Here is a 22,876-nt window from a genome sequence, read left to right on the forward strand (position 1 = left end):
TGGCCATAAGTCAGATAATTAAAAAGGCCTAAAACTAATAACGCGCTATTTATAGCCCATATCAGGCAATTGAAGAGCCTCAATATCAAGGTCTATCATAAAAAATGATACCCCAATAGTTTGCGATTGAACTTAAGAACGGCAAAATTTGCGGAAGAATTAGAAATGTTGGAATAGATGAAGAAGCACTGCTTATTACTCACGTTGACCATAATACTCTTTAGCGCCTGCGATTCAGGTGAAAAAGAAATCACGATATCATCGGATATCTACCATGAGTCAATGGAAAAACTTTCAGAAGTGATTGTACATGATATATTTTCGCCTCCAGTCGCAAGTCGAATTTATGCTTACCCAAGTATCGGCATGTACGAAATCATGGCGAAAGTAGACCCTGCTTATAAATCACTTGCAGGTCAGTTAACGGATTTCGAAGCAATTCCAGAGCCAACCGAAGAAGTGAGTTACCAGCTAGCTGCCCTTGAAGCCTTCTTAAAACTAGGAACGAACTTTATTTTCTCTGAAGATAAAATGGACACTTACAAAGCTGAGCTTTTTAAAGAATTAAAGAAAGGGGTAAACAAATCATATTTCAATGCTTCTTTGGCCTATGGAGATCAGGTAGCAGAACACATTCTAGCATGGGCCGATGGAGACATGTACAAGCAGACGCGTACATTTCCAAAATTCACGGTGACTGACGACCCAACAAGATGGCAGCCAACACCTCCGGGTTATATGGAAGCGATTGAACCAAGTTGGTCAAGAATTAGACCTTTCGTGATTGACTCTGCCACACAATTCGTTCCCGAACGCCCCACTCCATTCGATATGAACGAAGGAAGTCCTTTTTATAAAGAAGTAATGGAGGTTTATACCGTTGGGAATAACCTATCGGATGAAGAAAAAGAAATTGCCTCTTTTTGGGATTGTAATCCATATGTAATGAATGTAACAGGCCATGTGATGGCTGCAACAAAGAAGATTACACCTGGTGGGCATTGGATTGGCATCGTGAAAATCGCTTGCCAAAAAGAAGCAACTGACCCAATGAAAACTGCTTCGGCCTATGCCTTAACTTCAATAGCTTTAGCCGATGGTTTTATTAGTTGCTGGGACGAAAAATTTAGAAGTAACCTAATCAGACCTGAAACGCTTATTAATAAGCACATCGATGAAGAATGGTTGCCGCTATTACAAACTCCTCCTTTCCCGGAATACACAAGTGGCCATTCGGTAATTTCAAATGCAGCAGCAATTGCTTTAAGCTCAATTTTTGGGAACGAATTCGCTTTTGACGATGACACTGAAGTAAAATATGGCCTTCCAATAAGATCATTTACCTCCTTTATCGATGCTTCTGAAGAAGCAGCCATTAGTAGAATGTACGGTGGAATTCATTACATGCCTGCAATTGCCAATGGTGTAACGCAAGGTAAGGCGCTCGGAAAATATGTAATCGACAAAATATCGCTTCAAAACGAGAATATTGCCCAAAACGAAGACTAAGAATAATTCAAATTTTTTAAAAAGCCGGCAAATTATTGCCGGCTTTTTTTATACCCAAATTCGGCCTTTACTGTCCTAAAACTATGATTTCCGCTCCCAATAGCGTATACTTATAAGTACGTCTTTTTGCAATCGATTGCATAAAAGTCCTACTTCAACCTTAACAAGAGCAAATGGAAACTATTGGACTTCAGCCTATCGATATAGGCATTATCGTGGTTTACCTTGTTGGTATCGTTTGGTACGGTATCCGAAAGGGAAAGCAGGAAAGTTCTGAGGATTATTTTTTGGCGGGCAGAAACATGGCTTGGCCAATCGTTGGTATTTCTCTCTTCGCAGCAAACATCGGTAGCAATACCCTTATCGGGCTTACTTCTGATGCCTTCAATACTGATGTAGCGGTTTATAACTACGAGTGGATGGCCGCCGTAGTGTTAGTCATCTTTGCTATCTTCTTTCTTCCGTTTTATCTAAAATCAAAGGTATATACCATGCCCGAATTCTTGGAGCGACGGTATGACACACGAACACGATATTTATTCTCTGGAATTACCATTGTAGGTAATGTTATTATAGATACTGCCTCTGGACTTTATGCAGGAAATCTTATTCTAAAAATTATTTTCCCAGGAACTCCTTCATGGGTCATCATTGCCTTACTAGCCTTTGCAGCAGCAGCCTATACCATACCCGGAGGCCTGTCTTCAGTGGTGCATACTGAGGTTATTCAAGCCGTGCTTCTCATTTTTGGATCAATTCTCGTTACCTACTTTGCCTTTAGTGAAGTTGGCGGGTGGAGAGCCATGATTGATGGACTAAATGCGTTAAAAGAGTCTGGTGGTATAGATAAAGATGCGGGGGAAGTGCTGAGTCTCATACGGCCAGCCTCGGATGAAGCCATGCCTTGGCCTGGCTTGCTATTAGGTGTGCCACTCTTAGGTTTTTACTTCTGGGCAAACAACCAATTTATGGTACAGCGTGTGCTTTCTGCGAAAGACTTAAATCACGGTCGTTGGGGCGCCATCTTTGCAGGACTATTGAAACTGCCAGTACTATTCATCATGGTAATACCAGGTGTTTTAGCCATTCTTCTTTTCTCTGATACTGACATTAGCTTCCTGAACTATCAGATACCTGTAGGAGATGGATTCGAAACCTGTGGTGCCTTAGCCGATTGTCCTAATATGACCTACCCAGTACTGATTTACTCTTTACTACCTACGGGGATTTTAGGCTTAGTGATAGCAGGCCTACTGGCTGCCATGTCTTCAAGTATTTCCGCCACCTTGAACTCTGCATCAACATTAATTACGATGGATTTCGTTCAGAAACTTAAGCCTGGTATTAGCTCTAAAGGACTTGTTAGAGCCGGACAAATTGCCACCGTTGTGTTAGTGATTCTAGCCGCCGCATGGGCACCAATGATTGAAACCTTCCGTTCATTATGGACATATCTGCAACAGATTCTAGGCTTTATTTCACCTCCAATTGTGGCCGCATTTGTAATGGGCTTATTTAGTAGAAGATCAAACGCCAATGGTGGTTTCTGGAGCCTAGTGCTTTCTTATGGCCTTGTTCTCGTATGGATCGCTTACTGTTTCAGTACCTATGGTGGAATTAGCACAGACGCGACAGGAGTTCACTTCCTATACATTGTTCCAGTACTATTCGTCATCGCATTGATTATTAATGTTGTGGTCAGTTCGTTTAGCCCAGCGCCGACTGATGAAAAACTAGAAGGGATGATTTGGAGCAAACAAATCTATCGTGATGAAACCAAAGAATTGGTTGGCTTACCATGGTATAAAAACTACAGAATACTTTCAGTGTTATTGCTGATTTTGACAGCGATAATAGTTATTTCGTTTATTTAAATTTGTGTAGAAACGAATCCTCGATCGGCTCACGTTGATCGAGGATTTTTCAATTCATAGCGCGTATTTTAAACCATTCTCAATAAAGAATTAACTGCTGAGACTCGTAAAATGTACCATCCCACCGCACACCTCTTGCTCAAACAGCTGCTTCCTAAAATTCGAAAAGACGCAGGCAAAAAATCCATCGAAGATTTTGAACGCAGATACATTGCTTTATTCAGCGATATCTACGAACGATTTCATCAACTTTATGGTCAGCACCCCGAATCTATCGCAGCATTCGAAAAACTGAGCAACACTTTAGTTCAAGGCTACTTAAAAAGGCCTGTTCATTTAAAAAAATCAGATTTAGAAAGGGAATCAAACCCTGCTTGGTTTCGAAGCCAGGAAATCAATGGCATGATGCTCTATGTCGATCGTTTCAATAAAGATCTAAAAGGACTTTCAGAGAAAATAGATTACTTCGAAGAGCTAGGGGTGAATTTTCTTCACCTTATGCCTTTACTCGAAAGCCCAAAATCAAAAAACGATGGTGGCTATGCAGTTAGCAACTATCGTAAGATTGATCGGCGTTTCGGTAACAATTCCGACTTCAAAACGACTGCCAAAACACTGAAAGATCGTGGCATGCTCTTGATGCTCGACTTAGTCGTTAATCATACTTCAGACGAACATGAGTGGGCCAAGAAAGCCAAAGCTGGCGACAGGCAGTATCAAGACTATTATCACACTTTTGAAGACCGCTCTACACCCTATATGTATGAACGATCGATGCCCGAAGTATTTCCAGAAAGTGCACCTGGTAACTTCACCTTTGATGAGGAAATGCAACAGTGGGTAATGACCGTTTTTAATACTTATCAGTGGGATTTGAACTATACAAACCCACATGTATTAGTAGAAATGCTCGACGTAATTCTGCACTTGGCCAATATGGGCGTAGACGTATTCCGAATGGATGCAGTCGCTTTTGTTTGGAAACAAATTGGCACTGCATGTCAAAACCTGCCACAGGCACACATCATTCATCAACTCTTTAAGCTTTGTGCACAAGTAGCTGCTCCGGGAGTCGCCTTCTTGGCAGAAGCAATTGTGGCACCGAATGAGATTGTTAAATATTTTGGGGAATCGAAGGTCTGGAGTAATGAGCATGATATGGCGTATAATGCTACGCTAATGGCTTTGCTTTGGAACTCCGTTGCGACTAGAAGCACCAGAGTAATGAAATCGAGCTTGCGTGATAATCCTGAAAAACCTAACGGTACTACATGGATTAATTATGCCCGTTGTCATGACGACATTGGAATGGGCTTCGAAGACAGGCACATTCAGGAATCAGGTTTTGATCCGCATGCCCATCGGCAATTCTTAACGAAGTTTTTAACAGGAGATTTTCATGGTTCTTTCGCGAAAGGTTTGCCCTTTATGTACAATCCTAAAACGGGAGATGCCCGCATATCAGGCACCATGGCTTCTTTATCAGGCTTAGAGTTAGCCATTGAAGAAGGCAATAAGCTTGGTATTAGCCGAGCGACGGATCGGATTAACCTGATGCATGCTATTATCCTTTCATATGGTGGAATTCCAGTGATTTACTCGGGAGATGAAATTGCCACGCTTAATGATTATTCTTTCCTGAAAGATGATTCAAAAAGTGATGATAATCGCTGGATGCATCGACCGAAAATGGACTGGTCACGCGCCGAAAAGAGAAGATTAAAAAGATCGGTTGAATTCAAGGTATTTCAGTCCCTCAAAAAGATGATGGAAGTGCGAAAAATAGTAGAAGAATTTGCAGACCACAACAATACGCAACTGATAGAAGTATCTAACGACCATGTTTTTGCTTTCGAGCGGAAATACGAATCAAAATGCACTTTTGTAGTCGCTAATTTTAAAGACTCCGATCAAGAAATATATCCTCATTTAGTTTTTCCTCAGACCGGAGTAAATCCTTTCAAAATGGTTGATCGTATTACCGGGAAATCTGTAAAAACGGTGGAAGGAAAACTTATGCTAAAACCATATCAATTCTATTGGTTAACAAATAAATAAACTCCATGAAAAAAGCCTGGTGGAAGGAAAGCGTCGTATATCAAATTTACCCAAGAAGCTACAATGATTCTAACAATGATGGCATCGGTGATATACCGGGTATCATTGAAAAGTTAGATTACATCGCTTCTCTCGGAATTGATGTCATATGGCTTTGCCCTGTTTACAAATCGCCAAACGACGATAATGGCTATGATATTTCTGACTACCGAAACATTATGGAAGCGTTCGGTTCTATGGCTGATTTTGATCGCTTACTCGATGGTGTTCATGAACGCGGTATGAAGCTTATTATGGATTTAGTAGTGAACCATAGCTCAGATGAACATGCATGGTTTGAAGCTTCAAAAGCTTCGAAAGAAAACCCATATCGCGATTATTACATCTGGAAACCGGGTAAAAACGGAGGCCCTCCGAATGATTGGGAGGCATTTTTTGGTGGATCGGCATGGCAATACGACGAAAAAACGAAAGAATATTACTTACATCTTTTTACAACTAAACAACCTGACCTTAATTGGGAAAACCCGAAAGTACAGACCGAAGTCAATGACATCGTGAAGTATTGGTTTGATAAGGGAGTAGACGGCTTTAGAATGGATGTAATTTCACTCATTTCTAAGCGGCCTGAATACCATAACATGGTTTCACCAGTATTCGAAGAAACCATTGCCAAGCAATATGCAAATGGACCTAGAGTACATGAATTCCTACGCAATTTAAATAAGGAAGTACTTTCTAAATACGACATCATGACCGTTGGCGAGGGGCCCGGTATTACGCTCGATCATGGCTTAGATTATGTAGGTGAAGATCGGGATGAACTGAACATGGTTTTCCACTTCGACCACATGTTTATGGACATGGGCGAGGGTGGAAAGTTCGATCCTATACCTTTTTCACTTGTTGAATTTAAGAATGTTTTCAACCAGTGGGATGAAAAGTTAGCCGGTAAAGGCTGGGGAAGTATCTTTTTAGGTAACCACGATTTCCCAAGAATGGTATCACGGTTCGCTACTGATAAAACGTATAGAATTCATGCGGCAAAACTGCTGGCCTCCATGCTCCTTTCTATGAGGGGAACCCCATATATCTATCAAGGAGACGAATTAGGGATGACTAACGTGGCTTTTAATGATCCTTCTGATTACAGAGACATCGAAACGCTTAACTATTTCAAATCGCTCGAATCTGAGGCTAAAAACCCAAAAGATTACATTCACAACGTGCACAAAATGGGTAGGGATAATGCCAGAACTCCAATGCATTGGACCGATGGTAAAAACGCTGGTTTTTCTGACGAAACGCCATGGATTAATCTCAACCCTAACTTCTCTGATATTAATGTTGAAGACCAGGAAAGGAATACCCAATCAGTATTGAATTTCTATCGTAAAATGGTTCAGTTTAGAAAAGACAATCCAACCTTGGTTTACGGCGACTATGAATCGATAGAGAATAATCATGAGCAGATATATTCTTATAGAAGGTGGGATGAGACAAATGAATTCTTAATCGTGCTGAACTTTTCAGACCAAGAAGTCGATTTTAGTCCCATTATTACCGGCTTAGAACTACTGGTTTACAATTATTCGGATGCTACTGAAGATTTATTGATGAGACCTTGGGAGGCCAAAATCTTTAGGGTAAACGACTAGTTGTCTTCTACTATTCTAATCTTTAGAAATGTGTGGTAATCGCGCTCATCCTCATATTCTCTTTTTACCCAAATGAAGCCGTTTTTATCACCGAAAAAGCGGTAATCGGTAGTACCCAAATCCCAATCAATTGTGCCCTTAAAGCCATTTTTATCAAATAGTAATTTTTCAGATTTCACATATTTCTCCTCTAGCTGCTTCAGCTCAGGAGACTCATACCATCTTGGCATTTTCCTAAGTACTTTGAACTGAGACTCCGGTATCAGCCCTTGATATTTGGCAATGAATTGATCCCCAAGACTATAAACGGTTGAAATAACTTTCAGTAAATCAGGAGCTTCTTTTCCTTCGAAAGAAACGGGTTCAACTATTGGCCAATATTCCTCCGGTAAAGTCAAAGTCGTTTTGACGGTATTGGTAAGGGCGTCCATAATGTAGATATTCTTATCCGCTTCATAGCCGACTACAAACTCACTACCTCCTAAATAATCCATGGTAGGAAAACCGTTTCCGATGTATTCCCCTCCAGTTCTATAAATGCTTTGCGCTGGTTTTCCAAAAACCGACTTCGCGGACTGTGACTTAAAATCTAGATTAAAAACCAACTCACCGGCATCATGGTATTCTTGGTTTCGGCTAACACCACCAATTGCCAGCGGCATTAAAGAAACAACAGCTGACTCATCACCTGAAGAATAGCCAATAATCCGCCTTACCCCATAGTTTAATATAGTTTGGCCACCTGCATAAACAGGGTGTTCAATTCGTTGTTCGCGCTTGCCTTCAGAGGAAAAACGGTACGTGTGGGTCATCCCATAAGCAACGATTTCATCCTTCCCATAAAAACTCCACCCTATACTTTGGCCTCCTATATACTCGGGCCCTTCCACAAATGGGCGAAAAATTGTTTTAACCTCGCCTTCTTCATTAATGACTAGCATTTCACCTTTCTGCTCGTCCATCAGCAGCAGCGTCTGGTTATTGGCATTATAGGCCTGCATAGTAACAAAAGAAAGTCGCTCAAAAACTACAGAATCAGCAATTTCAGCTTTATAATTAATCACTCCACTATTAATATTCTGAGCCTCATCCGATGAACTTCCACAGGAATAAATGAACATAATGAAAGCTAATAAAATCGAGATCTTATAAATCCGTTTGTGCATTGCTTATCTATTTATAAATTATGAAAAGATAAAAAGAATTGAGGCGATGTCAGAGAAGCTTTGGGGAATTGATTTAGGCGGTACGAAAATAGAGGGAATTGTGATGAAATCTCACGACAACCCTGAAGTTCTTGTCAGAAAAAGAATTGATACTGAGTCAGATAAAGGATACGAACACGTGCTCAACAGAATCCAAAGTCTTATTAATGATATGGCCGAAACTGTTGGCGAACAACCCATAAAACTGGGGATTGGTACTCCCGGTGCTATTGACCCTCCTACCGGCTTACTAAAGAATAGCAACTCGCAATCCATTAATAAAAAGCCTTTTCAGAAGGACTTGCAGTCACTGTTAGGTATTCCAGTGATAATGGCTAATGATGCCAATTGTTTCGCTTTGGCAGAGGCTAAAATGGGTGTAGTTCCAGAAGTTGATCCAGAAGCCAAAGTGGTTTTTGGTGTAATTATGGGCACAGGTTGTGGCGGTGGCGTCGTGGTTAACGGACAAGTTATAAACGGTAAGCAAGGGATCGGTGGAGAATGGGGTCACAACTTTTTAGATGCTTCTGGCGGCGACTGTTATTGTGGTAAATCTGGGTGTACGGAAAAGATTATCTCTGGTACAGGCCTGGAGAATTACTACGAAGAAATCACAGGGGTAAGAAAACGTTTAAAGGAAATTATTCCTGACGCTAGATCTGGAAAAGACCCCAACGCAGTGAAAACACTAAATCGTTTGATTCACTTCTTTGGACTAGGTATTTCTACCGTTATCAATTTGCTAGATCCTGATGTAATAGTACTCGGTGGTGGTGTAGGTAACATTGAAGAACTCTACACAGAAGGCATTGAATCTGCTCAAAAACATGTTTTCAACCCTCGATTAGACACTAAAATTGTCCGGCCAAAGCTCGGCGATAGTGCAGGGGTTTTCGGTGCTGCCTTCCTGACCGTTTAACAGCCATAATCAGCAGCTTCTATATTCTACTAAATAGCTATTTTATTTAGCATTAAACTATTATTTTTAGTTTACTAAATATTATAGCAATTGTATAAAGGAAGAGGCGCTCAAATTCAGGTAAAAAATAAGTTTTTGGCCCATGAATATGTTCAGGATCACCTTGAAGGAATTGATGAATACGATGATGAAGCGCCGAGAACGAAATACATTAAAGTTTTCCCGAAATCTATCGTCAATAAAGTAGAAAGCCCTGATGTTGGTATGGAATACTCTCTAAACCCGTATCAAGGTTGTGAACATGGTTGTATTTATTGCTACGCTAGAAATTCACACGAATACTGGGGTTATAATGCAGGCTTAGATTTTGAAAGGATTGTCCTTTATAAGCCCAATGCTGCCACACTACTCGAAAAGAAATTCCAAAGCCCTCACTGGAGCCCCAAAACGATAGTTTTATCTGGAAACACAGACTGTTACCAACCTTTAGAGCGAAAGTTAAAGCTCACCAGAAGCTTGCTTGAGGTTTTCTTAAAATATCAGCACCCGGTAGGCATGATCACAAAAAACGTGGTGGTAACGCGAGATATTGATTTATTGGGCCCCCTTGCCGATATGAATTTGGTAGGATTGCATTTCTCGCTTACCTCAATGGATGAAAAAGTGAGAAGAAAACTTGAGCCAAGAACGGCTACCGTAAAACAGAAGCTAAAAGCGATCGAAAAACTCACTAATCGAGGTATTCCAGTTAGTATAATGATTGGGCCGGTTATTCCAGGCCTAAACGATCATGAAATTCCAGAAATAATGAAAGCCACTGCTGGTGTAGGTGCTAGAGGTGCCGGATTTACTATGGTTCGGCTCAATGGTCAGATTGGAGAAGTATTCGAAAACTGGGTGCAACAAGCGTTTCCTAATAGGGCAGAGAAGATTCTAAGTCAAATAAAGGGGGCTCATGGTGGCAAGCTAAACGACAGTCGTTTTGGTAAACGCATGCGAGGTGATGGCCGAATTGTTCAATCCATTCACCGTATGTTCGAGCTTAGTAAAGCCAAATATTTTAAAGGTTCGCCCCAAAGACCTCCCCTTCGCACCGATTTATTTGTGAGAACTAATAAAGGCCAGATGGGGCTGTTTTGAGTTTTAAAGCTTCCTTAAAAGAGACTGCATAGCAGTAGTCTCTTTGAGCTTGTCTTTTACCTCATCTATAGAAACTCTTATTTGAGAAAGGTCATCTCTATCGCGAATCGTTACGGTATTATCTTCTAAGGTTTGATGGTCTACCGTGACACAATATGGTGTACCAATGGCATCTTGTCTTCTATAACGTTTTCCGATGGCATCTTTCTCATCATACTGACAATTGAAATCAAACTGAAGTTCACTTAAGATTTCTCGAGCTTTAGCCGGCAACCCGGAATCTACTTTCTTCAATAATGGAAGAACGGCTACATGATATGGTGCTAATGGAGCAGGCAGTTTCAATACAGTTCTTTCGCTACCATCTTCGAGCGTTTCTTCGGTATAAGCGCTTGTCAGCACGGCCAAAAACATACGGTCCAAACCAAGCGATGTTTCAACCACATAAGGTACATAGGCCTTATTCTCAACCGTATCGAAGAACTGCAATTTCTTACCAGAATGCTCTTCGTGGGCTTTTAGATCAAAATCAGTTCTAGAATGAACTCCTTCTAATTCTTTGAAGCCCATTGGGAAATTAAACTGAATATCGGCAGCAGCGTTTGCATAATGTGCCAAGTTTATATGGTCGTGGAATCGATAGTTTTCTTCTCCTAAACCGAGAGATTTATGCCAAGCAATTCGTTTGGCCTTCCAAGTCTGGTACCATTCCATCTCTTCGCCCGGTTTTACGAAATATTGCATTTCCATTTGCTCAAATTCACGCATTCTGAAGATGAACTGTCTGGCGATAATTTCATTTCTGAAGGCTTTACCTATTTGGGCTATACCAAAAGGAATCTTCATTCTGCCTGTTTTTTGCACGTTAAGGAAGTTGACAAAAATGCCTTGTGCTGTTTCAGGTCTAAGGTAAATCTTGTTGGCATCTTCTGCCACGGAACCCATCTCAGTAGAAAACATCAGGTTAAACTGGCGTACATCCGTCCAGTTTTTAGATCCCGATACAGGATCGGCAATCCCAAGTTCTTCGATAAGTGCTTTAACATCGGCTAGGTCACCGTTCTCAAGGCCATTTCCCAGTCTTTCATTGATGCTATCAATTTTAGACTGATTTCTGAGCACATTGGGGTTAGTCGCTAGAAACTGATCCTTATCGAAAGAATCTCCGAAGCGTTTTTCCGCCTTAGTTACTTCTTTCTGAATCTTGGCCTCGACTTTGGCAATGTAATCTTCAATCAAAACATCGGCTCTATATCTTTTCTTAGAGTCTTTATTATCGATCATCGGGTCGTTAAATGCATCTACATGGCCTGAAGCTTTCCAAGTAGTAGGGTGCATAAAGATAGAGGCATCGATACCGACTATATTCTCGTGCATTTGCACCATGGCTTTCCACCAGTACTGCTTAATATTATTCTTGAGTTCTACGCCGTTTTGCCCGTAGTCATAAGCTGCTCCTAATCCATCGTAAATTTCGCTTGACGGAAATATAAAGCCATATTCCTTCGCGTGACTTGCAATCTTTTTGAGCAAATTATCTTCATTCTGTGCCATGCCGCAAAGATATGCAAAAGGGGGGCAACTAAAACAAGCGCTTTAGAAAAAAGGAAAATGCCCTAGTATCAATCGTTTAAACAATATGTGAGTTAAAAAAACGGCTGTATTCAGGTAATTAGGTATCTTTACTGAAGATGTCTAGACGCTTAATCGTCATTTTTGGAAGTATAATTGTCATTTTATTGGCCATCATCGCCATACAACAATATCAGTTATATCTAACGAAGCAGTACAGTCCAGAGTCCACTTCTCAGTTTACAAATAGCGAAGTTAATATTAGGGTTACTTATAGCCGACCTTCTAAAAATGGAAGAGTCATTTTTGGAAACTTAGTACCTTATGGAAAATGGTGGAGAACAGGGGCTAATGAAACTACTGAAATTGAACTTTCTAGAGACATACTTTTTACCAATAATCAGCTCCTTCCGGCAGGCAAATATTCATTGGTAACTATCCCAGAAAAAAACGAGTGGACTATAATATTTAACACAAAAATACCCGACTGGGGGACAGATTATTTTCCAGAATTTGACGCGGCAAGAGTCAACGGAAAAGTAGAAAGTTTGCCCGGTGTAGTTGAGCTCTTTACCATCGATTTTACTGAGAAAAACGGCAATCCTGCCCTTATTTTAGCCTGGGACAACACCAAGGTCTCAGTACCATTTACAGTGCAGTAAATCAGCTGCGTTAGCGCCCTGCGGTCTACAAAAATTCTGCTGCCCCATTAAACCTTTTAATTTTTTGCTCATCCAAACAGCACATTAAAAGAAAAAATCATGAGGTCATTTATAAAATTATTTTTCATAGCTGCTACCGTATTTTCCAGCAGCCAATTATTAGCACAAGACAAAAACAAAACCTTGCTTCAAACGGAAAGAATGGCTAAGGCTTTGGAGCTTACAGATAAGCAAAAGTCGGCGTTGGATAAAGAGCTAAAAGCAGCTCAGGTAGAAAGGAAAGCTGCCATGGAAAAAGCCAAAGCTATTCGAGAGGAAATGAAAAGGGATGCTTTTGTTGCCAGACAGGCGCGTGAGGCTAAACTGAAGGAAATTCTTACCCCAGAGCAGTGGAAGAAGTATGAAAGTTCGAAAAAGAGGGTAAAGGGTGCTATGCTGAACAGAGGCAAAAGAGGCCAAGATTCACGAGAAAGAGGACGTTTCCAGGGTAGAAGTAGAATAGGACAAGACAGAAGACCCGTAAGAGATAGTTTAATGAGACGACGAATGGTTATGAAAAGAAGAGCTCATGCACCTAAGCAGCGGAAAGAAGCAGAAGAAAAAGAAAATGGTGGTGGAAATTAGATTATATCACGTTTAGATAACAAGGGGCATTGGGAATTGCCCCTTTTTTATTTCCAATCGGCCTCGTTCTTTGGGCCCATTTTTCCTTCTACGCTTTTTAGAAGCGTCTTCGCATCATAAACTTTTCCTCCTTTTATTACCTGACTTACGTTTCTAGTATTTGTAATTTCTACAAGAGGGTTTCCTGTCACCACAAAAGCATCGGCTAATTTGCTTACAGATATACTGCCCAGTATATCGCCTTTTCTCAAAGCATTCGCACCATTAATTGTAGCAATCTTAAGCACATCACTATTCGGTATGCCTACTGAAACTAAGGCTTCCATTTCTCGGTGAGCACTAAAACCAGGTATATATTCTCCTACTGAAGGATGATCGGTGCCTAATGTAATTTTACCTCCTTTATCGAAATAACGCTTTACAGTCACTTTTTTAACGTCGAATATCTTTTGGAACATGCCCAGTTCTTGACGGGTTTCTTTCGTGATTTCGAAAGCATATGGGGTTAAATATTTGCGTTCGTCATGCCAATAATCATAAAACTGATCTCGGTTCCCATAGTAGCCATAGGCTGTTAAAGTAGCATCAAAAAAGACTCCGTTTTGAATAAAATGATCAATCTGTTTGTCGATCGCTGGATCACTTGTGTCCAAGTTTTGTAGTGTTGCATATGCCGATTGTGAATTTGGCAGGGCATCTCCACCCAAAAAGTGCTCAATCCTGTCGATACCCATACTAATGGCGTCGCGTGGATTTACCGTATTACGGAAACCCGAACCTAAATGACCGGTTACTGGCAAGCCATGCATATGCGCTCTTTCGACTAAAGCTTTCAATAAAACGGGGGATATGCCTTTGGCCTTAAACCCAGCAACACCAAGCTCGGCCCATTTATCTACTTTATCGTATATATCTTGAATGGTAGTGCCTCTATTCCAGGCAGGAAATGCTGTACCAAAATATGGACCTGAACTATGAATTCTTGCCCCTACTTTTTCACCCCGATTAATCTTTCTTCTCGCCTCTAGCATCACCTCTGGTTGGATTTCACCGCCGGGAAACGTCGACGTAACGCCATTGGCTAGAAAAATAACAGGGTTAGCTTCAACCTCGTCTCGGCGCACGCCGTCGAAAGTAACCCGATAGTGCGCATGTAAGTCGAATAAACCGGGTAACAGATATTGATTTTCAGCCAGCGTGATGACTTCATATCCTTCGGCATTTTCAAGTAACTGATTGACCGAAACAAACTTTCCGCTCCGCACTACAATTCCGTTATTCTCAATCATTCCTCCCGACTCGGTGTCGAAATAGTGTCCTCCTTTGATGTAAAGGTTCTGAGCAACTAATGTTGATCCAATAAAAAAGCATAAAAGACTGAGGACTAAGGATAAAGAGGTTTTCATGGCCATGCGATTTACTGAAAGATAATAAAGCTACCGAAAAGTGCTAAACGCCAATTTACCAACGGCAACCTGATTATCGGTCAAAGCGCAAGGACACATCTTGAAGGCTGTCATTGGAACCTACCATAGTGAGTACATCTCCAAGTCTAAGTCTAGTATAGCCGTGGGTAATAATACTTTGGCCTCCGCGGTTTACAGATAGCACAATGATATCGGATGGTAAACGTAAATCTCTTAAAGCCAAGCCTCGAAGATTCGGATTCTGAACTTCTACGTCCATAGTATCCTGATTTTCTTGCATACCCAATAAGAGGGTTGCGGCTTGCGGAGATCTTACTAAATGATCCATTAGACTTACCATAGCTGTAGAAGGGTCTACTATTAGACAGTCTAGCTTATGGAACTTCTCGAAGTTATAGCGGTGGTTTAAGCGTACCACAATATCCTTAGTACCTACATGTTCATAAAGGATTTCGGCAATGGCCAAGTTCTCTTCATCAGTTAAGGTAAGTACTACTGCTTCGGCTTTTTGAACATTGTTTTCAGTTAGAGACGCTAGTGAGAACTCATTGACTTTATGGATAACCAAATCTGGATATTCATCAGCTTGAATGTCTTGCTTCTTGGTGATTAATTCAGCCTCCCAACCGTGTTCTTTAAGCTGTTTTGCCAAAGCGACAGATTGAGATTCAACGCCAATAATCATTGCATCTCTTACACCATCAAAATGCGGTGTATTGGCTTTTACTCTGGCTTCTCCCACCATTTGAATTGACCACTTGAAGAGCGGTGGCCCTACAAATTGATTTAAAACGATAACCGCTACAACGATAGTTTGAAACTCAGAACCCCACGCTGGAAAGGCGTTGGCCACAATTGTAGCAAGCCCTAAACCAACACCTGCTTGGGTAACGAAAGGCATCCATCCAATTTTTCTAAAAAGTGCTGAATCACCTGCTAGTGCACCCCCCAAGAAGGAACCAGCAATCATGGTGACGAGTCTAATACCGAAAAGCATAAAGGCCACACCAATTACTTTAACGAGTATATCTATGGAAACGGAGGCTCCTGTCAATGTAAAGAAACAGATGTAAATAATTGGGCCCATTTCTTCCAACAGCTTGATAAACTCATGCCTGAAGCGCGAATAATTGGTGACTATAAAACTACCGATGATACAGATTAATAACGGTTCAATGTGGAATTCAAAACCAAAGTGATCTTCGGTATAGTGCTTTACGAAATAGTAAAAGAGGTAAACAGCATAGCCGACAACGAGTATAAGCGCCATTTTCATATAGGCGTTGACTCGAATACTTAAGGTTAGTATCAGTAAGCGCCCCACGACATATCCTAAACCAAATGAGGCCGCCAATTCGGCTAAAAGGACAAGCAAAAACTGAATATTGAAAGGGTCTCCGTTAATCAGCGTTGTTGAAACGGATAGACAAACTGCGAACAAAATAATCACTAGAAAGTCCTTAATGACTGTGACTCCCATGGCCATTTGAACGAATGGTCCTTTGGCCCTCATTTCATTAATCACGGCGATGGCAGAGGCTGGTGATCGTGCCACAAAAATTGTTGCCATCATTATAGATACGCCAATTTTAGAGGCTGCATTCATTGATCGCATAAAGGCTATTTGATCTGATAGAAAATAGATCAGCACCGAACTCCCCACGAAGGTCACCATTAACTGGCCGAAGGTCATCCACTTAATGCTTCTCATTCTACCTCTAAGTTCTTTTAAATAGAGCTCAGCGGCGGCGGCAAAGGCAATAAAGGCAAGGGAAATATCATTTATGAATTGAAGCCCTGCACCGGTGTTTTGAGGAAGAAGCTTGAAAATGAAAGGTCCAGAAAAGAGTCCTACAACAAGAATTCCTGTAATAAAGGGCAGTTTAATCTTCTGAAAAAAACCAGCGATCTGATTGGCAGCCACAGCCACAATAATAAAGCCGCCTAACAATAATAAAACTTGTTGAATATCAGTCATTCACGAACAAATCAATGGTTTTTTAACAAAATTGAGTTTTGTGTAAGCTACCAAATTAACAAATTTCGCTTACGAAACGCGCCAAACAGACACAAATTGACGTGATTATTTCAAGACTGTTGTAACCTGAAGTCCTTTTGTAAGTGTTTTGTGAACAGGACATTTATCAGCAATTTCTACGATCCTATTTCTTTCGGCTTCAGACAGGTTTCCTGTAAGTTCTAGTTCTCTATCTATAAATTCTACTTTGCTGTTTTCATCTAAGTTCATAGCATCGGCAGCATGACGTTTCTCTCTCGATAGATGAACTTTTACTTCTTGTAGGTCAATTCCTTTATGGTTGGCATACATTCTGATCGTCATGGCAGTACATGCTCCCAATGAAGCCACTAATAAATCATATGGTGTTCCTCCTAAGTTAGTGCCACCAACATCAGTTGGTTCGTCCGTTATTAAGTAGTGCCCGTTAGCAACTACTTCTGTAAGCAAACCGTTGTCTTTTTCATTTCTCACGACAACTTGCCTGTCAGTAGTTAAATCTATTGATTCTTCAAAGCTCACGTATCTTTTTGCCCATGATGCTACTACTTCACCAACATATTGTGCATCCACTTTGTCTGTTAGTAAATGATCTGCACCATCTAAAGAAATATAGCTCTTTGGGTGCATTGCGGTAGTATATATTTTTTCTGCGTTTTTAATATCTACCGTCTCATCTTGTGGTGAGTGTAAAATAAGGAGTGGCTTATTCAGGTTTTTGATTCCTTCTGACTGTTCATAGTGCTTGAGGTCGTCTATAAACTGTTTTTTTATCGTAAAAGGTCGTCCACCTAAAGATACATCAGCTTTCCCAGAGGCTTTAATCTCGTCAATTGAACTACTAAAAAGGTGTTTAATGTGTGGAGGGTCAGCTGGTGCACCTACTGTGGCTACGGCTTCTATATATGCTAACTTATTCGCTGCTATCAGCACCGCTGCGCCTCCTAATGAATGGCCTACTAATAGTTTCGGTGCTTCATATTCAGTTTTCAAATATTCCGCCGCTACAATCAAGTCTTCTACATTACTTGAGAAATTCGTGTCTGCAAAATCGCCCTCGCTTTCACCCAAACCCGTAAAGTCAAATCTTAAAACGGCAATCCCTTTTGCGGTTAAACCTCTACTAATATGCGTTACCGCCATTAAGTTTTTAGAACACGTAAAACAATGCGCAAAGAGTGCAAAGGCCACTGGTTTTTTATCTACCGGCATTTCCAATTTGGCAGATAGCTGCTCGCCATGAGCATTTGGAAAGTGAAGTCTAATTGTTTTCATAACCGTGATTTATAAAGAAAGCGGATTCCACCAGAAAAAGTTCGATCTCAGCCTTTGAGTTTTATGATACTTGTGGAGTATAAAGACACGAAAAAGGGTACTGAGTAAGTGATCAATAACTTAGAAATATTCAGCTGATCCAATTCTTGGTTTACTAAGCATTCCCATTGATTTATACAGTTTAGTGTGGTACCAACAATGAGCGACATTTTAATGGCGAGCATCAAATTAGCCTTATCTGAAAAAATACTTTTCAGCAGATTCCTCTTTTTGTTGTGTTCTTGACGCCCCATGACCTAACAAAAATGAAATTCTAGCAGGAAAACGGGTGTCTTTCAACCTACATAAGCGCATTATTTCTTGAATTATAAGGGTAACCAATTTTTTAGGTGTTCTTTAATAGACTACCATTTAAGTCCGTTGTTTGCGTCGATGGCTACCGGAAAGTGAGGAAATTACTGGTTGCAACAAGCATTCGATTTGATAACGAGACCATAAATCACGAGCCCTGCCTACTAAGACAGGGCTTTATTTTTGTCCAGAATCATATTTAAGTAGAAATAGGCCTTATCAGCAAAACAAATATCTTTGCAACCTGTTTTGGTGCAATAGTCTTTACAAATGGGAAAAGAAAAAATAGGCGTATTAATAGTCAATTTAGGGACACCAGATAGCCCTGCTACTAAGGATGTTCGAAAATATTTGAGAGAATTCTTAATGGACGGTAGAGTTATCGACATACCTGTTATCCCTAGGTTTTTACTTGTTAATGGAATCATTGCACCTTTACGGGCCCCTAAATCCGCAAAAGAATATAGAAAATTATGGGTGGAGCGTGGTTCCCCTTTAAAATTCTATGGGTTCGATGTTCGTGACTTGCTTCAAAAGGCATTGGGTGACGACTACAAGGTTACTCTGGCAATGAGGTATCAAAGCCCTAGTATTGAAGAAGGATTAAACGAGCTGAAATCAGAAAATGTAAAGCGTATTATCGTTATACCCTTGTTCCCACAGTATGCTTCAGCGAGTACTGGTTCTGTTTCTGAAAAAGTGAATGAACTTGTTAGCAAATGGCAAATTATTCCTTCAGTATCTCATATAAATCAATTCATGGATCATCCGAAATTCCTAGAAGCTTTCGCCAACAATGGCAAGACGTTTATGGAAAAACAGGAATATGATCATGTGATTTTTAGTTACCACGGTTTACCTGAGCGGCATATTAAAAAAGGCTCTGTAGGAAATCAGTGTCAACTCGGATCTTGTTGCAGTGTGCTTCATGAAAGAAATCGATATTGCTATAGGGCTCAATGCTTCTATACTTCTAGAGAATTAGCCAAGCGTTTGGGCCTGAAGGAAGATGACTACACTACGACCTTCCAATCGAGACTTGGTAAAGATCCTTGGATTAAACCTTATACGGATGAGGTTTTGAAAGACCTTCCAGGAAAAGGCATCAAAAAAGCATTAGTGTTCTCTCCTGCATTTATTTCTGATTGCCTTGAAACAACCATTGAGGTGGGCGAAGAATTTAAAGAAGAGTTTATTGAAGCGGGTGGCGAAGTTTGGGATTTAGTTCCTAGTTTGAACGATTCTGATACTTGGATTGAATGCTTAGAAGACTTGGTTAAGAAAGCCTAATTCTGCGGCAATTCTCTTATAAAAACAACTTCAACCATTGGTGGAGAACCTTGGGCACAGGTGGCCAATTCGGTACTGTTCGTTAGTATTACCTCTACTTTTAGCCCGTTTATTTGATAAATAGGATCAAGGTTAATAGGAACTACTGTTGACCCAAACTCATTATCGAATTGTATAACAAATGCACAATTCTGAAAACCCGTTACACTTGAGCCACTTCGAATTGTAGCCAGCTGTTCAGCTTTTACATTCACAGTTTTACAACTGGAGAGGAAAAGGATTAAACCTAAGAATACTGCGTGTTTTAACTTCATGTTTTATATCATTTTCATCTACGATTCTGCCGTAGATTTAAACGGTAAGCATACATGTTGAGGATTTAGGCTACAATATACGGACAATATTAATTCGACGGACTTATTTGCTCAATTCTAAGCATCGAAATACTATTTGTCCCCCCACAATCATTTGTTTGATTCAAAAATTCAACTTTTAAGAAAACGTCAAGACCATCTTGTTCGTATTCCAAATTCAAATAAGTTGGTTTGTAGAGGGTGCCATTTATACGAATTAGAAAACCACAGGATTCGAATCCAGTTTGAGTTGAACCATCAACTATTGTCCCATTAGCCGTTGTTGTTTGGACTCCCTCGTTACTACAAGACATAGCAGCTGTCAGCAATAGACATAAAATGAGGGGTTTTAGGTTCATAGTTTATAACCGTTACACTAAATAGACTGTCAAAAGTGAAAAAAGTTGTCTTAAGCTAGAACTGGGTCTAAAATTTCGACCAACTTCTCTAGTACATAATCAACTTCTTGGGCCGTATTATATTTTGAAAAAGAGAATCTAATTCCTTGTCTGTCCGGATCGGCTTTTATGCCATTCAACACGTGAGATCCTGTAGCAGCACCACTATTGCAAGCGCTACCTCCTGATGCAGAAACTCCATTGATGTCCAGATTGAACAAGAGCATGTCATTGTCCTCCGATGGCGGGAAACTAACATTAAGCACCGTGTATAAACTGTGCCCATCTCTAACGTCTCCGTTGAAAGAAACGCCTGAAATTTTTTCGGTCAGACCAGCAATCATTCTGTCTTTTAAGCCTCTCACGTGCTTTTGATGTTGATCCATTTCGCGGTATGCTATCTCTAAAGCCTTAGCCATACCTATAATACCGTAGAGATTCTCTGTTCCTCCTCTATGGTTTCTTTCTTGGCCACCTCCGTGGATAAAACGGCCTATTCTTTTACTCTTGCAAACTCTTAAAAAGCCGACACCCTTCGGTCCATGAAATTTATGGCCTGCACCTACTAAGAAGTGACACTTTAGGTTTTGCGTATCATGAGCAAAATGCCCCATGGTTTGCACAGTATCTGAATGAAAAACAGCGTCGTATTCAGAAGCTATCTCTCCTATAGTATTGATATCATTTAGTGTGCCAATCTCATTATTGGCGTGCATAATCGAAACGAGCGATCGGCTATTGTTCTTAAGCAGCGATTGCAAGTGGTCTAGATTAACGTGCCCTTGATCATCTAACTCCACATAGCTTACTTTGGCTAAACCCATTTCTTCCATTTTCCTGGAAGTTTCTAGTACGGCTTTATGTTCAATTTCTGTAGTAATGATATGCTTTAATCCATAGGCATCAACTGAACATGTAATGGCTGTATTATCGGCCTCGGTTCCTCCAGAGGTAAAGAATATTTCGGAAGGAGCCGTATTCAACAAATCTGCAACTTTCCTTCTGGCGTGTTCAATTTTAGTACGTGCCTCTCGGCCGTGAGCATGCGTGGAAGATGGGTTACCAAATACATCGAGCATAAGAGGCTTCATTTCCTCAAACACTTCAGGGTCTAGTGGTGTGGTTGCTGCATTATCGAAATAGATATTCATGTCAGTAATATTAATTGGACACAATTTCTTTAATATCAGAAATAATTTTGTTTGCCAAATGATCCGCAGTATTCAGCGATTCAGATTCGGCATATATTCTAATAATTGGTTCAGTGTTTGACTTCCTTAAATGTACCCATTCCTTGTCAAACTCGATTTTTACCCCGTCAATAGTATTAACGGGCTGATCGCTATACTTTTCTTTCATCGATTCCAATACTTTATCTACATCGATATCTGGTGAAAGGTCAATTTTATTTTTAGAAATAAAATAGCTCGGATAGGAAGATCTAAGTCTTGAAACTGGTTTTCCGTATTTAGCTAAATGTGTTAGAAATAGGGCAATTCCTACTAGCGCATCTCTACCATAATGTGAGTCTGGATAAATGATTCCACCATTTCCTTCGCCACCAATTACAGCATTGGTATCCTTCATTTTAGTTACCACATTCACTTCTCCCACGGCTGAAGCATTATAGGTTCCACCATGCTTTTCGGTAACATCCCTTAAAGCTCTAGTCGATGATAGGTTAGATACTGTATTGCCTTTTGTTTGTGAAAGCACATAATCGGCTACTGCTACTAAGGTATATTCTTCCCCAAAAGGAGTACCATCTTCCGTAAGAAAGGCCAAACGATCTACGTCAGGGTCTACTACAATGCCTAAATCATATTTTCGGCTTTCCATAGCCGAGGAAATTTGTCCTAAATGCTCGGGCAAAGGCTCGGGATTGTGTGGAAACTGACCATTTGGTTCACAAAACATTTCTTCAACTTCTACTCCTAACGCTTTTAAAAGCGGTGGTAGCGAGATGCCTCCTGTAGAGTTTACACAATCAATAATTACTTTAAAGCGAGCGTCTTTTATGGCTTCTGCGTCTACTAAAGCTAATTCTAAAACGGACTGTATATGCTTGTCGATATAAGTATCGTCTTGGCTGATTTTTCCTAGGTCCCTAACTTCAGCAAAACTGTAAGCGTCGTTCTCTGCAATCGCTAAAACCTCTTGCCCGTCTTGTCCGCTTATAAATTCCCCAGTTTCATTAAGTAGTTTGAGTGCATTCCACTGCACCGGATTATGACTTGCAGTTAGAATGATTCCCCCCCCTGCTTCTTCTAATGGTACGGCAAACTCGACAGTTGGAGTTGTTGACAATCCTAAATCAATGACATCGATTCCCAATCCAATTAGTGTGGAAGAAACGAGGTTAGAAATCATCTCTCCAGAAGGGCGTGCGTCTCTACCAATTACGATTTTAGACTTGCCAGATTTTTCTTTTACCCAGGTTCCAAACGCTGCTGCAAACTTAACCGCATCGATGGGAGTCAATGCTTGATCAACACTTCCTCCTATGGTTCCGCGAATTCCTGAGATAGACTTAATTAATGTCAC

At 40.6% G+C, this 22,876-nt stretch carries 19 protein-coding genes; 9 read left to right on the top strand and 10 right to left on the bottom strand.

Features of this window, described 5'->3' with window-relative positions; all coding sequences use genetic code 11:
• Positions 1–177: 177 nt before the first annotated feature.
• The 4 genes from JXQ92_RS02540 to JXQ92_RS02555 all read left to right on the top strand — a co-directional run bounded on the left by JXQ92_RS02540 (position 178) and on the right by JXQ92_RS02555 (position 7,099).
• Entirely contained in the window at positions 178–1,509 is a 1,332-nt protein-coding gene (locus JXQ92_RS02540) for a vanadium-dependent haloperoxidase (protein ID WP_421985005.1), read from the top strand.
• Between the two features lie 173 nt (positions 1,510–1,682).
• On the top strand, positions 1,683–3,383 hold the full coding sequence (locus tag JXQ92_RS02545) for a sodium:solute symporter (RefSeq protein ID WP_421985006.1): 1,701 nt from the start codon (positions 1,683–1,685) through the stop codon (positions 3,381–3,383).
• Between the two features lie 111 nt (positions 3,384–3,494).
• Positions 3,495–5,441 carry an alpha-amylase family glycosyl hydrolase gene (locus tag JXQ92_RS02550; protein ID WP_421985007.1) on the top strand — a complete coding sequence of 649 codons (1,947 nt, stop codon included), beginning with the start codon at positions 3,495–3,497 and terminating at the stop codon, positions 5,439–5,441.
• A gap of 5 nt (positions 5,442–5,446) precedes the next feature.
• On the top strand, positions 5,447–7,099 hold the full coding sequence (locus JXQ92_RS02555; RefSeq protein WP_421985008.1) for a glycoside hydrolase family 13 protein: 1,653 nt from the start codon (positions 5,447–5,449) through the stop codon (positions 7,097–7,099).
• Here JXQ92_RS02555 and JXQ92_RS02560 read toward each other — a convergent pair.
• The gene (locus JXQ92_RS02560; protein WP_421985009.1) at positions 7,096–8,265 is read right to left on the bottom strand and encodes a hypothetical protein; all 1,170 of its coding nucleotides are present in this window, start codon (positions 8,263–8,265) and stop codon (positions 7,096–7,098) included. The two genes, JXQ92_RS02555 and JXQ92_RS02560, sit on opposite strands and share 4 nt — an antisense overlap.
• Before the next feature lie 46 nt (positions 8,266–8,311).
• Here JXQ92_RS02560 and JXQ92_RS02565 point away from each other — a divergent pair, with 46 nt between their 5' ends.
• Positions 8,312–9,223, top strand: coding sequence for an ROK family protein (locus tag JXQ92_RS02565; RefSeq protein ID WP_421985010.1), 912 nt, complete (start codon positions 8,312–8,314; stop codon positions 9,221–9,223).
• Positions 9,224–9,313: 90 nt separating this feature from the next.
• The gene (locus JXQ92_RS02570; protein WP_421985011.1) at positions 9,314–10,363 is read left to right on the top strand and encodes a PA0069 family radical SAM protein; all 1,050 of its coding nucleotides are present in this window, start codon (positions 9,314–9,316) and stop codon (positions 10,361–10,363) included.
• A gap of 3 nt (positions 10,364–10,366) precedes the next feature.
• Here the strand turns inward: JXQ92_RS02570 and JXQ92_RS02575 are convergent, their stop codons facing one another.
• Positions 10,367–11,917 (bottom strand): glycine--tRNA ligase, encoded by a 1,551-nt coding sequence (locus JXQ92_RS02575; protein WP_421985012.1) that lies wholly within the window; start codon positions 11,915–11,917, stop codon positions 10,367–10,369.
• 137 nt (positions 11,918–12,054) lie between these two features.
• Between JXQ92_RS02575 and JXQ92_RS02580 the strand changes: the two genes are divergently transcribed.
• Both JXQ92_RS02580 and JXQ92_RS02585 read left to right on the top strand, forming a co-directional pair.
• Entirely contained in the window at positions 12,055–12,597 is a 543-nt protein-coding gene (locus JXQ92_RS02580) for a DUF2911 domain-containing protein (protein ID WP_421985013.1), read from the top strand.
• Positions 12,598–12,696: 99 nt separating this feature from the next.
• Entirely contained in the window at positions 12,697–13,221 is a 525-nt protein-coding gene (locus JXQ92_RS02585) for a hypothetical protein (protein WP_421985014.1), read from the top strand.
• 47 nt (positions 13,222–13,268) lie between these two features.
• On the opposite strand, the gene JXQ92_RS02590 is transcribed toward JXQ92_RS02585, so the two are convergent.
• From JXQ92_RS02590 to nrtS, 4 genes are all read right to left on the bottom strand, one after another.
• The gene (locus JXQ92_RS02590; RefSeq protein ID WP_421985015.1) at positions 13,269–14,627 is read right to left on the bottom strand and encodes an amidohydrolase family protein; all 1,359 of its coding nucleotides are present in this window, start codon (positions 14,625–14,627) and stop codon (positions 13,269–13,271) included.
• A 73-nt stretch (positions 14,628–14,700) separates the two neighbouring features.
• A complete protein-coding gene (locus JXQ92_RS02595) occupies positions 14,701–16,626 on the bottom strand; it encodes a cation:proton antiporter (RefSeq protein ID WP_421985016.1) in 1,926 nt (641 codons plus the stop codon).
• Positions 16,627–16,731: 105 nt separating this feature from the next.
• Positions 16,732–17,940 (bottom strand): alpha/beta fold hydrolase, encoded by a 1,209-nt coding sequence (locus tag JXQ92_RS02600; RefSeq protein ID WP_421985017.1) that lies wholly within the window; start codon positions 17,938–17,940, stop codon positions 16,732–16,734.
• 47 nt (positions 17,941–17,987) lie between these two features.
• Positions 17,988–18,233 carry a nitrate/nitrite transporter NrtS gene (gene nrtS, locus JXQ92_RS02605; protein WP_421985018.1) on the bottom strand — a complete coding sequence of 82 codons (246 nt, stop codon included), beginning with the start codon at positions 18,231–18,233 and terminating at the stop codon, positions 17,988–17,990.
• 328 nt (positions 18,234–18,561) lie between these two features.
• Between nrtS and hemH the strand changes: the two genes are divergently transcribed.
• A complete protein-coding gene (hemH, locus tag JXQ92_RS02610) occupies positions 18,562–19,581 on the top strand; it encodes a ferrochelatase (protein WP_421985019.1) in 1,020 nt (339 codons plus the stop codon).
• Here the strand turns inward: hemH and JXQ92_RS02615 are convergent.
• The 4 genes from JXQ92_RS02615 to glmM form a co-directional block, all read right to left on the bottom strand.
• A complete protein-coding gene (locus tag JXQ92_RS02615; protein WP_421985020.1) occupies positions 19,578–19,895 on the bottom strand; it encodes a hypothetical protein in 318 nt (105 codons plus the stop codon). The two genes, hemH and JXQ92_RS02615, sit on opposite strands and share 4 nt — an antisense overlap.
• 89 nt (positions 19,896–19,984) lie before the next feature.
• Entirely contained in the window at positions 19,985–20,293 is a 309-nt protein-coding gene (locus JXQ92_RS02620) for a hypothetical protein (RefSeq protein ID WP_421985021.1), read from the bottom strand.
• Positions 20,294–20,343: 50 nt separating this feature from the next.
• Positions 20,344–21,483: a cysteine desulfurase family protein gene (locus JXQ92_RS02625; RefSeq protein ID WP_421985022.1), complete on the bottom strand. Its 1,140-nt coding sequence runs from the start codon at positions 21,481–21,483 to the stop codon at positions 20,344–20,346.
• Between the two features lie 10 nt (positions 21,484–21,493).
• Positions 21,494–22,876: a phosphoglucosamine mutase gene (glmM, locus tag JXQ92_RS02630; RefSeq protein ID WP_421985023.1), complete on the bottom strand. Its 1,383-nt coding sequence runs from the start codon at positions 22,874–22,876 to the stop codon at positions 21,494–21,496.

The organism is Roseivirga sp. (assembly GCF_049099775.1).
GTDB lineage: Bacteria > Bacteroidota > Bacteroidia > Cytophagales > Cyclobacteriaceae > Roseivirga.